General features: G+C 39.5%; 10 protein-coding genes and 1 riboswitch. Of the genes, 9 read left to right on the forward strand and 1 reads right to left on the reverse strand.

Translation table 11 applies throughout. The features are described 5' to 3' along the window. Positions 1 to 142 precede the first annotated feature (142 nt). From MHB51_RS14650 to MHB51_RS14690, 9 genes are all read left to right on the forward strand, one after another. A complete protein-coding gene (locus tag MHB51_RS14650) occupies positions 143 to 655 on the forward strand; it encodes a hypothetical protein (RefSeq protein WP_342558456.1) in 513 nt (170 codons plus the stop codon). A 17-nt stretch (positions 656 to 672) separates the two neighbouring features. Beyond that, on the forward strand, positions 673 to 1,962 hold the full coding sequence (locus tag MHB51_RS14655; RefSeq protein ID WP_342558457.1) for a globin-coupled sensor protein: 1,290 nt from the start codon (positions 673 to 675) through the stop codon (positions 1,960 to 1,962). 84 nt (positions 1,963 to 2,046) lie between these two features. Next, positions 2,047 to 2,187, forward strand: a complete 141-nt coding sequence (locus MHB51_RS14660) for a hypothetical protein (RefSeq protein ID WP_342558458.1) — start codon at positions 2,047 to 2,049, stop codon at positions 2,185 to 2,187. Between the two features lie 65 nt (positions 2,188 to 2,252). Next, complete coding sequence (hemG, locus tag MHB51_RS14665) at positions 2,253 to 3,650, forward strand: protoporphyrinogen oxidase (protein WP_342558459.1); 1,398 nt, start codon at positions 2,253 to 2,255, stop codon at positions 3,648 to 3,650. Positions 3,651 to 3,749: 99 nt separating this feature from the next. After that, a riboswitch (SAM riboswitch) is annotated at positions 3,750 to 3,850 on the forward strand. Between the two features lie 140 nt (positions 3,851 to 3,990). Further along, positions 3,991 to 5,835: a bifunctional homocysteine S-methyltransferase/methylenetetrahydrofolate reductase gene (locus MHB51_RS14670; RefSeq protein ID WP_342558460.1), complete on the forward strand. Its 1,845-nt coding sequence runs from the start codon at positions 3,991 to 3,993 to the stop codon at positions 5,833 to 5,835. After that, positions 5,828 to 9,259 carry a methionine synthase gene (gene metH / locus MHB51_RS14675; protein WP_342558461.1) on the forward strand — a complete coding sequence of 1,144 codons (3,432 nt, stop codon included), beginning with the start codon at positions 5,828 to 5,830 and terminating at the stop codon, positions 9,257 to 9,259. The genes MHB51_RS14670 and metH overlap by 8 nt, the downstream gene beginning before the upstream one ends. 340 nt (positions 9,260 to 9,599) lie before the next feature. Then, complete coding sequence (locus MHB51_RS14680) at positions 9,600 to 10,565, forward strand: fatty acid desaturase (protein WP_342473212.1); 966 nt, start codon at positions 9,600 to 9,602, stop codon at positions 10,563 to 10,565. 247 nt (positions 10,566 to 10,812) lie between these two features. Continuing rightward, entirely contained in the window at positions 10,813 to 11,946 is a 1,134-nt protein-coding gene (locus MHB51_RS14685) for a sensor histidine kinase (protein WP_342558462.1), read from the forward strand. Next, complete coding sequence (locus tag MHB51_RS14690; RefSeq protein WP_066165783.1) at positions 11,943 to 12,548, forward strand: response regulator transcription factor; 606 nt, start codon at positions 11,943 to 11,945, stop codon at positions 12,546 to 12,548. Before MHB51_RS14685 ends, MHB51_RS14690 begins: the two co-directional genes overlap by 4 nt. A gap of 202 nt (positions 12,549 to 12,750) precedes the next feature. On the opposite strand, the gene MHB51_RS14695 is transcribed toward MHB51_RS14690, so the two are convergent. Next, positions 12,751 to 13,725 carry a proline dehydrogenase family protein gene (locus MHB51_RS14695; protein ID WP_066165786.1) on the reverse strand — a complete coding sequence of 325 codons (975 nt, stop codon included), beginning with the start codon at positions 13,723 to 13,725 and terminating at the stop codon, positions 12,751 to 12,753. Between the last annotated feature and the right edge of the window lie 295 nt (positions 13,726 to 14,020).

The following is a 14,020-nucleotide window of genomic DNA, read 5'->3' on the forward strand; positions in this document are numbered from 1 at the left end:
TAAATAAACATAGTAGGTAAAATGTTTAAAAAATCGATTTAACGTGAAATAGATTATAAAAGCATGTTTGGGCATAGTTAATTCAAGTAAGTGCAAACTTCTGCTCCCTGTCTAAAGTACTGTATTATTATACTTTAAATAAATGAAATTAAGACAGTCTGGATGTGATAATATGAGCGAGCAACTTTCAATACAAGATGTAGGGAATCAGGAAACACGTGATTTACAAAGAGTTTTATTGGAGCAGCAGGAGGATATTACAGCACTGTGTACAATTATGGAGCAGCTAAGGGTACCTGAACATAGTATTTATAGTAAAGATCAACAGCAACATAACGTCACGCTTCAACAAATGCAGGAAAGGCAACAGCAACGCTTTCATCATTTAGATCAAATGATTTTCACACATAAACGTCAGCTTAAAAAAGACCAAGCATCAACTGACGGTATTATTACATTCGGTAAAGAGGTGCGAAAAATGGAGGCGGGTATTCGCACTTTACGTTTATTTTGTGAGGATGTAGTAAAAATGACAGCAGTCGAGTATACAGGCCTAAATCGCGCAGCAGATAGAATCTATTATTTCGATAAGCGTTCAAAAGCTTTACAAGTGGAAATTCACACATTAAGAGAGGGAATCGATAAAAAACAATAATAGAAGTAGGTGTTGCTATGTTCTTGAGAAAAAAAGAGAAGAATGAACGTATGCATCTCAATCATTTTGCTGTTGAAATGCGTATAGACCAAGGTTCTAAAATCGCAAAGCAAATAAAAATGCTGCAAATGACAGACGATGATTTGAAGTTTTTAAAAGCGTTTCAGCCATATGTGGAGGAAAATATTGAGGCCATTGTTGATTATTTTTACGATGCCATCGGTATGGAGCCAAGCTTAACAAAAATTATTGATGATAATAGTTCTGTAGAAAGATTAAAAAAGACGTTGAAAAAACATATTCGCGAGATGTTTAGCGGTCAAATTGATGAGCAATTTTTTTTAAAGCGTCAACGAATTGCACAGGTACATGTGCATATCGGTTTGCCGACAAAGTACTATATAGGCGCATTTCAAAACTTATTTATTAATTTAATGGAAATTGTAGAACAAGAGATTGAACATCCAAAAGACCAATTTGCTACATTGCGGGCAGTTTCAAAAATATTAAATTTTGAACAGCAAATTGTGTTAGAGGAGTTTGAAAACGTAGTTCAGCAAACTAAGATTAAACATGAGGAGCAAAAAGAATATATAAGCTGCCAAATTGTAGAGGCTACAGAAAATTTGGTAGCTGTTGCAGATCAAACTTCGGCTGCTGTTAGCCAGCTACATGAGCAATCTGAGGGGGTTGTGAATTATGCTGAGCAAGCATTGCAAATATCTAGTAATGCAACGAGTTGTGCTAATGATGGGAATGATCAAATTAACCGGTCACTGCAGCAAATGGAGAAAATTATTCAATCCGTCGATGAAATTGCGCTAGATATTCATGAGTTAGTCACGATTTCTAGGGAAATGGAAGGCATCATAGCGATTGTAACTAGCATAGCAGATCAAACTAATTTGCTTTCTTTAAACGCTGCAATAGAGGCTGCACGTGCAGGTGAGGCGGGAAAAGGCTTTAGCGTTGTAGCGGGCGAAGTGCGAAATTTGTCGGAGCAAACGAAGCTATCTACTAAGAATGTTGCGACTCTTTTACAAAGCTCTAATATTCAGACGGAAAAGCTTTTGTCATCTATGCAGCGCATTCAATCCGCAGTTGCTTTAGGCGAGCAAAGTCTGTCAGAAACTGCGCAGAGATTTACACAAATTTTAGTAGCAATGGAAGAGCAACAGCAAAAAAATAGTCTAGTAGGACGAGAAGTCCATACTATTGGACAAGTCATCGATGATTTAGGAGCTGCATTTAATGAGGTCTCACACTCCGTCGATTCGCTAGCAACAGTTGCGAAAGAGCTTGTGTAAAAGTTAATTATTGTTAAAAGGTCGATTGGTTCCACAATTTGTGTGACGAATCGGCTTTTTTGCTTAGCTACATTGGGAAAATTTATGGGCAAATCAAGCATATTTGCAGGCAAAATCAGCAATGAATCTGGTGAATTTTATAGTTTGCGGGCGCAAATACTGGATAGTCAGGGGAATTATGGATTTCCGGCTAAACTTATCATTTTTGTCACAGAACGAATCTGAAATTTAACGTAAAAACAGCTATACTAAAAATAAGAGAAATTGACGTTTAGCAAGGAGAGACAACAATGAAAACGATTGTAGTTATTGGTGGCGGTATTACAGGGCTTTCTACAATGCATTACTTGGCACGACAGGTGCAGGAGCAAAATATCGATGCGAGGCTTGTTCTTATAGAAGGAAATCAGGAATTAGGTGGAAAAATTCGCTCTCAGCAAATCGATGAGTTCATTATGGAAACAGGTGCGGATTCAATTGTGGCACGCCATCCGGGAGTGCTTGATTTAGTACGTGAAGTGCAGTTTGAGGATGAGCTTGTTTATAATGCGACAGGAATCTCATATATTCATACAAATAATGAGTTACATGCTATTCCAGCGGGCTCTACATTTGGTATTCCGATGAGCGAGGAGTCTTTAATGGCTAGTACATTATTGACAGATGATGAAAAACAGCGCGTTTTACAAGATGCGGAGATTGCAAATGACCGTTTTACAAAGGATAGCTCTATTGGTGAGTTTTTGGAATATTTTTTAGGTGAAGGCATCGTTAAAAAGCAAATTGCGCCCGTCTTAGCAGGGGTTTATTCAGGTAATTTATATGAATTGTCAATTGCCTCGACCTTGCCTTATTTAGTAGATTATAAAAATAATTACGGTAGTATTATGGCTGGCTTTAAAGCGCATCGCGAACAATTTGAAAAAGCAGCAGATAAAAAGTTTATTTCGTTCCAACGGGGGATGTCAGCTTTTATTTATCGCATAGAAGAAAGCTTACCACAGGTGGAGTTTATGAAAGGGGTAGCAGTGACATCGGTTGCGAGGGATGACGGGCATTATAAAATTATGCTAGATACTGGACAAATGATTGCTGCGGATATAGCTGTTTTAGCAGTACCGAATGAAACAGTGAAGCAATTGTTAACAAATGAGCAGTTGACACATCATTTAAAACAATTTACAAATGGCTCTGCTCTTACACTCTATGCTGGATTTAATGTGTCAGACTCTGTTTTACCTGCGGATGGAACGGGCTTTATTGTTTCGCATAATAGCGACTTGCAATGTAATGCATCTACTTGGACGAGTCGTAAATGGGCACATACATCAGAGAACGGCAATTTACTAGTACGTTTATTTTATAAAGATAGCAATCCCCGCTATGAGGAGCTTGCAGCTATGTCAGATGAGCAACTAACGGAAATTGCTCTACAGGATATTAAGCTGAGCTTAAATATTGATGACAAGCCGAGCGTAGTAAATATTACAAAGTGGATTGATAAAATGCCACGCTATGACCTGGCACATCGAGATGCCCTAAAAGCGGTAGAGAAGGAAATGGCAGAACATTACCCAAACATGCTGCTAGCAGGCTGCTCTTATTATGGTGTAGGTATCGGCGCATGTATTCAAAACGGACGCGATACAGCAGCGAAGGTAATTGCTAGAATAAGCAAGAATAGATAGCGATATAGTAGGATATTTCGTATGTTTCGTAAAAAACACTTCTCAAATGCGATACACTACTCTATAATGAACAATAAGAATTTAATAAATATTCAAAATTTCTTATCGAGAGAAGCAGAGGGACTGGCCCAATGAAGCTTCAGCAACCAACAATGATGTCAGGTGCTAAATCCAGCAGGTGTTATACCGACAGATGAGAAGGAACGACGTGAACAAGTAGAGCCTTCTTTAAATATACATTTAGAGAAGGCTTTTTTGATTTTTGCAAATATACAAAACTATAGCCTTGAGTAGATGAAAATCTAGAATCAAGGTGCAATTAGGAAAGTGAGGATATAAAATGGGGCTACGTGAAGCATTACAAACTAGAGTATTAACGGCGGACGGTGCAATTGGTACGCTGCTTTATTCATATGGATTGGATTATTGTCATGAGGAAATGAATATTACAAGACCTGAAATTGTAGAAAAGATTCATAGTGAATATATTGCTGCTGGAGCAGATGTTATTCAAACGAATACGTACGGGGCAAACGCTATTAAATTAGCGCGTTATGGCTATGAGGACCGAGTGCAGGAATTTAATGAGGCAGCCGTGAAGCTAGCGAAGGCGGCTGTTGGTGCAGGTGAGCAATTTGTGCTTGGTACGATTGGTGGTGTGCGCGGTATTCGAAAAAGTGACGCGACATTAGAGGAGATTTTAGTGGCGGTTCAAGAGCAAGCGCAAAGTTTGTTAGCAGGTGGGGTAGATGGATTGCTGCTTGAAACGTACTATGACTTTGAGGAATTAGCAGCGACTGTTAATATGCTACGCCAATTAACTGATAAAGTGCTTATTGCCCAATTATCGATGCATGAGCCGGGTATCCTACAAAACGGAATGCGTTTGAATGATGCGTTGACACAGCTTGATGCACTTGGAGCAGATGTTGTCGGTATGAACTGTCGCTTAGGACCGTATCACTCCATTCAAGCGATGGAAACAGTGCAATTGCCAGAGCGCGCCTTTCTTTCTGCTTATCCAAATGCTTCTCTACTAGATGTAGAGGATGGGCGCGTTGTGTATGAGTCGGAGGCAGATTATTTTGCACGTGCGGCTGTAGAGTTAGTTGGTCAAGGCGTTCGATTAATTGGTGGTTGCTGTGGTACGACGCCAAAGCATGTGGAGGCAGTGAAGAAGCGTTTAGCAGGTGTCACACCTTTGACCGAAAAAGAAATAAAACCTGTTAGTATAGAGTTTGTGCGTGTGCCAGAGCCGCCTGTCGAGGAGCCTTTACATATAAAAGTAAAGCGCGAACGTTCGGTTATTGTTGAATTGGATACGCCACGTCATTTAGAAATTGATGGTTTTATTAAGGGGGCAAAGGAGCTCTATGAAGCTGGGGCAGATGTAGTGATGATGGCCGATAATTCCCTTGCTTCACCGCGTATTAGCAATATTGCGATGGCCTCTATTTTAAAATTGCAGCACGGGGTTCGTGCTTTGCCCCATTTGACATGTCGTGACCGCAATTTAATCGGGCTACAATCGCATTTGATGGGCTTAGATGCACTTGGCTTGCACGATATTTTAGCGGTGACAGGTGACCCGACAAAAGTTGGGGATTTCCCCGGGGCAACAAGCGTTTATGACGTATCATCAATGGAGCTCATTTCGTTGATTAAACAGTTAAACGAAGGAATTTCTTTCTCAGGGAAGCCATTGCGTAAACAGGCTAATTTTTCTGTCGCGGCAGCTTTTAATCCGAATGTGCGGGTGTTGGACCGTGCGGTAAGCCGTTTAGAGAAAAAAATCGAGCATGGGGCGGATTACTTTATTTCACAGCCTGTTTACACGAAGGAAAAAATTATTGAAATATACGAGGCGACAAAGCATTTAGAAGCGCCAATTTATATTGGTATTATGCCATTAACGAGCTTTAAGAGTGCGGAGTTTTTACATCATGAGGTACCGGGGATTAAATTATCTGATGAAGCGCTAGCGCGTATGGAAGCTTGCGGTGATGAAAAGGCGAGAGCAACCGCTGAAGGTGTGGCGATTGCGCAGGAATTACTTGATACAGCCTGTGAATACTTCAACGGTATTTACTTAATTACACCGTTTTTACGCTATGATATGACACTGCAATTAATGGATTATGTGAAACAAGTAGATGCACAAAAAGGAGTTAAAACAAATGTTTAATCATCCGATTGAGGAACAATTAGCAAAGCGCATTTTAATAATTGATGGCGCAATGGGCACAATGCTGCAAAATGAAAATTTAACATATGATGATTTTGGGGGCGAGGAGTTAGATGGCTGTAACGAAAATCTTGTTCTAACACGTCCGGATGTTTTGCACAAAATACACCGTGCTTATTTAGAAGCAGGGGCAGATATCATTAGTACGAATACATTTGGTGGTACGCCCCTCGTATTAAATGAATATGATTTAGGGCATAAGGCAACTGAAATTAATAAACGTGCTGTGGAAATTGCCAAAGAGGAAGCAGAAAAACTTTCTACACCTGAGTGGCCACGCTTCGTAGCAGGTGCAATCGGCCCAACGACGAAAACATTATCGGTTACAGGTGGTATTACCTTCGATGAGCTAGAAGAAAATTTTTATGTACAGGCACATGCACTTATCGAAGCAGGAGCAGATTTAATTTTATTAGAAACGAGCCAAGATATGCTCAACGTAAAGGCCGCAACAATCGGTATAAATCGCGCGTTTAAGGAACTACAAAAAGAGCTCCCGATTATGATTTCTGGAACAATTGAGCCGATGGGTACAACGCTTGCAGGACAATCAATTGAAGCTTTTTATATTTCAATTGAGCATGTGAAGCCATTATCAGTTGGTCTGAATTGCGCAACAGGGCCAGAGTTTATGACAGACCATATTCGCTCATTATCAGAGTTAAGCACAAGCTATGTAAGCTGTTATCCGAATGCAGGCTTGCCTGATGAAAATGGCTGCTATCATGAAACACCTGAATCATTATCGAAAAAGCTGCAAGGCTTTGCGGAGAAGGGCTGGTTAAATATTGTCGGTGGTTGCTGTGGTACGACACCTGCACATATCGCAGCAATTCGCGAGGCGGTAGATGGTCACCCACCACGTCAGCCTCAGCAATCTATCGGAGGACATGCTGTGTCAGGCATTGAGCCATTGCAATACGACGAGTCAATGCGTCCATTATTTATCGGCGAGCGTACAAACGTTATTGGTTCACGTAAATTTAAAAATTTAATCATTGATGGGAAATTTGAGGAGGCCGCAGAAATTGCACGTGCACAAGTAAAAAGCGGGGCGCATGTAATTGATATTTGCTTGGCCAACCCTGACCGTGATGAGGTAGCGGATATGCGTGACTTTATGCAAGAGGTAGTGAAGAAAATAAAAGTGCCTCTTGTAATTGACTCGACAGATGAGAAGGTAATGGAGGAAGCGCTGAAGTTTTCGCAAGGGAAAGCGATTATCAACTCCATTAACTTAGAGGATGGAGAAGAACGCTTTGATGCAGTAATGCCGCTTGTGAAAAAATATGGGGCTTCCCTCGTAGTCGGTACTATTGATGAGCGAGGAATGGCTGTAACACGTGAGCGTAAATTGGAAGTGGCGGTGCGTTCTTATAAGCTGTTAACTGAAAAGTGGGGCCTTTCACCAGAGGATATTATTTTTGATCCATTAATGTTCCCTGTTGGTACAGGAGACGAGCAGTATATCGGAGCCGCTGAGGAAACGATTGAGGGTATTCGTCTGATTAAAGAAAAATTACCAGGCGTCTTAACAGTGCTAGGGGTAAGTAATGTTTCCTTTGGTTTACCTCCTGTTGGACGTGAAGTATTAAATGCAGTTTATTTATATCACTGTACGCAGGCTGGTCTTGATTATGCAATTGTTAACACTGAAAAACTGGAGCGATATGCATCAATTCCTGAAAATGAAATTAAGCTAGCGAATGATTTAATTTTCAATACGAATGATGAAACACTTGCGGTCTTTACTGATTTTTATCGCGATAAGAAAAAGGAAAAAACAGAGGCAGATATTCCAAAAACAGTGGAAGGTCGCTTAGCTTATTATATTTTAGAGGGTACGAAGGAAGGCTTAATTGCTGATTTAGATGCCGCAATGGAAATTTTCGAAACACCGTTAGATATTATTAATGGACCTTTAATGGACGGCATGGCAGAAGTAGGTCGCCTCTTTAATGATAACCAATTAATTGTAGCAGAGGTACTGCAATCAGCAGGGGTGATGAAGGCTGCGGTTGCCCATTTAGAGCAATTCATGGAAAAGAACGATGAATCTGCAAGCAAAGGGAAATTAGTTTTAGCAACGGTAAAAGGTGATGTGCATGATATCGGGAAAAACCTCGTTGATATTATTTTAAGCAATAATGGCTATAAAGTAGTTGACCTAGGGATTAAAGTGACACCATCTGAATTAATTGAAGCAATTCGCAAAGAGCAGCCAGATTTTGTTGGTTTATCAGGCTTACTTGTAAAATCTGCTCAGCAAATGGTATTAACTGCACAGGACTTCAAAGGAGCTGGCATTGATATACCAATTTTAGTAGGTGGTGCTGCATTATCACGTCGCTTTACTGAAACGAAAATTGCCGCAGAATATGACGGACCTGTTATTTATTCAAAGGATGCAATGCAGGGCTTAGACTTTGCCAATCGATTAATGAATAAAGAGGAGCGCAAAGGGCTTTTAGAGGAAATTCGCGATGCGCGTGATAAGCGTATGGAGGCAGATGAAAAGCGCGCTGCTAAGCCAAAGCCAGAGCTACCAAAGAAGTTGGTTCGCACGGTGGAGGACGCGTCCGTATTTGTACCAAAGGACTTGACGCGTCGCATTAAGCGTAATTATTCTGTCGCACATCTACAGCCTTACGTAAATTTGCGTACATTGATAGGACATCATCTTGGCTTAAAGGGCAATGTCGACAAATTTTTAGCTGAAGGTGATAGCCGTGCAGTTGAGTTACATGAGCTTGTAACAGGCTATTTACAAAGTGATACCTTCCAGCCATCGGGGATGTATCAGTTTTTCCCTGCTCAAGCAGATGGAGATGATGTAGTTATTTATAGTCCAGAGGATGCGAAAACTGAAATTGAGCGCTTCACTTTTCCGCGCCAGCAAGTAGAGCCATATTTATGTTTAGCTGATTTCTTGAAAACAGTTGATAGTGGTGAAATGGACTATATCGCATTAATGGTTGTCACGGCTGGTTACGGCGTAAGTGATAAGGCACGCGAGCTAAAGGAGCAAGGGCGTTTCTTAGAAAGTCACGCACTACAAGCAACAGCACTTGAGCTTGCAGAAGGCTTTGCAGAACGTATTCACCAAGAAATTCGCGACCAATGGGGCTTCCCAGATGCAACAGACTTTACAATGCGCGACCGTTTCGCTGCAAAATATCAAGGGCAGCGCTTTAGCTTCGGCTATCCCGCTTGTCCAAATTTAGAGGACCAAGAAAAGCTCTTCGGTTTGTTAAAGCCAGAAGAAATTGGTGTGCAGCTAACAGATGGCTTCATGATGGAGCCTGAAGCAAGCGTATCTGCAATCGTTTTTGCACATCCAGATGCTCGCTATTTCAATGTCTAAGAGAGGGCGCAAAAAATGCCGTGCGGTTGCCGGCGTTTTTTGCGTTTTATTAACAGCAGTAATTAGTGAATGAACATGTCTGAAAAGGTGTTCCTATGTTTATTTGTCATAAAACAGTTGGCTAACGCATCGTCTTGTAGATGATTCCATTACCAATTAGTACCTGGTCATATGACACTTGTCATAAAAAAGTTGTGATATTTATGTCTACTTATCTTTGGAGCGATTGTTTAATATAAAGTTAATAAATCGAACGAAGGTAGGGGTTCACTTGGCACTTACAGATGCTGAAAAAACAAAGCAGCTACGCAAGGAAGTAGCGCCGTTTGCAAAATCAGAAATGAGAAAAAGTATTCAACAGCTATTCAATACTTTATTTCCATTAATAGCATTATGGGCACTTGCGTTTTATGTAATGCAATATTCACCTTGGCTAAGCGTAGTATGTAGCGCAATAGCAGCGGGCTTTCTTGTACGTACATTTATTATTTTCCATGATTGTACACATGGCTCATTTTTCAAAAGTAAAAAGGCAAATGACCGAGTAGGCTTTATTACAGGTGTGTTAACATCTTTCCCATATGAAAAATGGAAGCGAGAGCATACAATTCACCATGCGACAAGCTCAAATTTAGATAAGCGCGGAATCGGTGATATTGACATGCTAACAGTGGAAGAATATGTGGAGAAATCGAAGCTAGGTCGCTTTGGCTACCGCTTATATCGCAATCCAATTGTAATGTTTGGCTTAGGTCCACTTTATATGGTCTTAGTATTAAACCGTTTCAACCGTAGCGATGCTAAGAAGAAAGAGCGCATAAATACACATATTACAACACTTGTGTTAATTGCAATTTGTGCGACTTTAATATTCGTATTTGGCTGGGCAGCATTTTTACTTGTTTATGGTGTGACATTATTTATTGCAGGTTCTTTAGGGATTTGGTTATTCTATATCCAACATACGTACGAGGATTCTTATTTCGAATTCGAGGAAGATTGGGATTATGTAAAGGCGGCTGTAGAAGGAAGCTCGTACTATAAGCTCCCAAAAATTTTACAATGGATTACAGGGAATATCGGCTTCCACCACGTGCACCATTTAGCACCACGTATTCCAAACTACCATTTAGAGGCTGCACATGAAAATGTAAAACCGTTGCAGCATGCGACGACAATTACATTAAAAACAAGCTTGGAATCAATCCGTTACAAATTATATGACCCAGATAGCAAGAAGTTTGTAACATTTAAGGAAGCAAACGCACTTATTGCACTGCGCAATAAAAAACCTATACAGGCATAATTACCAAGGGGCTGTTCAGAAAGGCTATACTTTCTGAGCAGCTTTACCATTTGTCCGCATAAGACATAGGTGGGAGATTAACTGCCCGTAAAAGTACGAATGATTCAACTAACAATCAGTGGGGAGAGCTTTCACTGATTGAAGTTTCACTTTATCTAGATTTAAAACACCTTTTTCAACTATATGGAAGAGCACTTTGGTATAATACATATTCAAGGAAGTTTATTTTCAGAGAAAGGAGGTTCTTATGCAAAGTTGGTATAGCATTATTCCTAAAAGCCCATGGTTAAGTATTTATATATGGATTATATTTTGCATTATGCCATTTTTCTTTATCGTTAGGTCTTTTTCTATTTGGCATATTTTATTAGGCACTTGTTTAATATTGCTCTATTTCGTATTTCATCGCTTTTCTTTTAAATCGAGGAGCGGGTTAGTGTATATGTGGCTCAGCTTTCAAATGGTACTTAACGTTATTATGACATTGGTCTTTGGCTATGTATATTTATCGCTTTTCACCGCGTTTTTTATCGGTAATATAAGGCGACCTGTCGGGTTTTATATTATGTATGGTTTACATATTGGCTTTACTGTGCTATCCATAGTAGCGGGCTATTTTATTTATTTAGATATGTTTTTAGCACAGACACCGTTTATTATTTTAGCAGTTATTGGTGTTGTACTACTCCCATTTACACTTTATACACGCAATAAGCAGGAAAATTTAGAGGGTGAGCTTGAAACGGCTCGCGAGCGTATTTCAGAGCTTATTATTCATGAGGAACGTCAGCGTATTGCGCGAGATTTGCACGATACACTTGGGCAAAAGCTATCAATGATCGGTTTGAAAAGTGACTTAGCAATGCGTCTTGTGGAAAAGAAGCCTGAGCAGGCGATAGTTGAAATTAAAGATATCCGTCATACGGCATCAATTGCACTGAAGGAAGTGAGGGAGCTTGTTGCGGATATGCGAGCTGTCAGAATCGAAGAAGAATTGTATCGTATCGAGCAAATTTTGAAGGCAGCTGAAATTGAGTTTGTTCTTCACAATGAAGGGCATGAGCTACAAATGCCTGTCTTGTCTGAAAATGTTGTAAGTATGGCGATGAAAGAGGCTGTCACAAATGTTGTCAAGCATAGTAAGGCATCGCGCTGTGATATTACAATTGCTCAAACAGATAATGAAGTGGTTATCGTTATAAAGGACAATGGAGTTGGTTTACCAGAGCGCTTTCATGCTGCTGGTAGTGGCTTAAAAGGGATGCAGGAACGATTGGAGTTTATCAATGGAACGGTTGAGCTAGTAAGTGATAATGGAACGCTGTTAACAATTCGCGTACCACTTACGATAACGCATCAAAAAGGGAGTGAGACGAAATGATACGAATAGTCATTGCTGAGGATCAAGGAATGTTACTAGGTGCGATGAAATCCTTGCTTAGCTTAGAGGAAGATATGGAAGTAGTAGGTCTTGCGAAAAACGGTGAAGAGGCGATTAAGCTTGTAACTGAACTACAGCCTGATATTTGTATTATGGACATTGAAATGCCTGTAAAAACCGGGCTTGATGCAGCAGAATTGCTACGAGAGCATGAATGTAAAATTATCATTTTAACAACATTCGCTCGCCCTGGTTATTTTGAACGTGCACGTAAAGCAGGAGTGCGCGGCTATTTATTAAAGGACAGCCCGATTGAGGAGCTTGTACATGCGATTCGCACAATTATGGATGGTCGTAAAATTTACGCACCGGAGCTTGTTGACTTCGTTTATGAGGATGATAGTGAAAATCCTTTAACAGAGCGTGAAAGCCAAGTGTTAGAGCTAGTGGCAGAAGGCAAAACCACCAAGGAAATTGCGGCTGAGCTTTATTTATCCGCAGGTACAGTGCGCAACTATATTTCCACGATTTTAGATAAGCTAGGCGTCAGCAACCGCATTGAAGCAATCGCTCGTTTTAAAGAAAAGGGCTGGAATAAATGAGATATGGAATAAATCCCGAAAAAATGTGGTAAGTAAGTGAATTTTTCTAATAATTTTGCCCGAATGAGCATTAAACTATTAGTAATATAAATAAGGGTATGCAAAAAGAATCGTCTGAAAAGATATTTTTAGCGAATATTTATTATAAAAGCAGAGCCTGTCCGAAAAGATATACACTTTTCGGACAGGCTCTTTTTAAAATTTACTTTTTCTTTTTTGTTAAGCGACCTAATGCAAAAGCGCCTGCTGCGACAGCTAAAATTGTGTTTGTTTTTTTGTTAAATACTTGTTTCGTTACAAGATTTAAGTTTTGCGGACGCTCTGCAAGACGGCGCATGAAGTAGCCGTACCAGTCTTTGCCGAATGGTACATACGTACAGAAATTATAGCCTTCTTTTGCTAAAGTGACTTGCATTTCTTTACGGAAGCCGTATAGCATTTGGAATTCGAATTTATCATTTGGGATATTATGGTCTTTTACAAAGCGTTTCACATGTTCGATAACATTGTGGTCATGTGTAGCGATTGACGTAAATTTACCGTTTAGTAAATGATATTCGATTAATTCGATGTAGTTTAAGTCGATATCTAATTTATCTTGGTATGCAACAGACTCAGATTCCTTGTATGCACCTTTTACGATACGGAGGCGATAGTCCTTGAATTTTTCAATATCTTCTTTCGCACGGAAAAAGTATGCTTGGATTACTGTGCCGACATTATCATATGTTTTAGAAAGCTCTTCGACTAAATCGAAAGATACTTGTAAACGGTCATAGTTTTCCATATCAAAGTTAACAAAAATATCGTATTCAGCAGCTTTTGCCACGATTTCACGTAAATTGTCATAACAGAAATCAATATCGATATCTAGACCAAGCTGGGAAGGCTTTAATGAGATATGTGCATCTACACCTTCAGTATGAATCGCTTCAATGACAGCTAAAATTTGCTCTTTCGCTTTTGTAGCTTCAGATTTTTCGAAAACAAATTCACCTAAATTATCTACTGTACATGAAATGCCAAGTGCATTTAATTGTTTAATACTTTCGATTACTTCAGGGATATTCGTGCCTGCAACGACGCTTTGAGCTCCTAATTTTAAGCCATACTTTTGTGCTGCGCTATTTAAAAGCTGGTTTTCTGATAAGTGGATAAAAAAGTCACGTAATAGCATAAACTGTGCTCCTTTTATTTTTAGAATATAAATCTAAATTATTATAACATATTTAGGCGAATATGCTACCAAAGTATAGAACATCATCAATTAAAAGAATTTTTAATTAATTGCATACGTTCATTAAAATCATTTGTTTATTTATTTGGTAGCTAATATTTTCAAATTTGATTACGTGTGAAACGGTCATAGCAGTCTCCTTTTTTCTCATGATATTACGATAAAGTATATCATTAAGCACAAACATTCGAGCCGATTAAAATTCTAAAATAGTGTATACTATGACTAATATGTT

The sequence above is a fragment of the Metasolibacillus sp. FSL K6-0083 genome (assembly GCF_038630865.1).
In the GTDB taxonomy this organism is placed as follows: Bacteria; Bacillota; Bacilli; order Bacillales_A; family Planococcaceae; genus Metasolibacillus; species Metasolibacillus fluoroglycofenilyticus.

Excerpts from the sequence above, each read along its gene's own strand:
- hemG (WP_342558459.1), top strand. The coding sequence starts at position 2,253 with ATGAAAACGATTGTAGTTATTGGTGGCGGTATTACAGGGCTTTCTACA.
- MHB51_RS14685 (WP_342558462.1), top strand. The coding sequence starts at position 10,813 with ATGCAAAGTTGGTATAGCATTATTCCTAAAAGCCCATGGTTAAGTATT.
- MHB51_RS14650 (WP_342558456.1), top strand. The coding sequence starts at position 143 with ATGAAATTAAGACAGTCTGGATGTGATAATATGAGCGAGCAACTTTCA.
- MHB51_RS14660 (WP_342558458.1), top strand. The coding sequence starts at position 2,047 with ATGGGCAAATCAAGCATATTTGCAGGCAAAATCAGCAATGAATCTGGT.
- MHB51_RS14690 (WP_066165783.1), top strand. The coding sequence starts at position 11,943 with ATGATACGAATAGTCATTGCTGAGGATCAAGGAATGTTACTAGGTGCG.
- MHB51_RS14695 (WP_066165786.1), bottom strand. The coding sequence starts at position 13,725 with ATGCTATTACGTGACTTTTTTATCCACTTATCAGAAAACCAGCTTTTA.
- MHB51_RS14680 (WP_342473212.1), top strand. The coding sequence starts at position 9,600 with ATGAGAAAAAGTATTCAACAGCTATTCAATACTTTATTTCCATTAATA.
- MHB51_RS14670 (WP_342558460.1), top strand. The coding sequence starts at position 3,991 with ATGGGGCTACGTGAAGCATTACAAACTAGAGTATTAACGGCGGACGGT.
- MHB51_RS14655 (WP_342558457.1), top strand. The coding sequence starts at position 673 with ATGTTCTTGAGAAAAAAAGAGAAGAATGAACGTATGCATCTCAATCAT.
- metH (WP_342558461.1), top strand. The coding sequence starts at position 5,828 with ATGTTTAATCATCCGATTGAGGAACAATTAGCAAAGCGCATTTTAATA.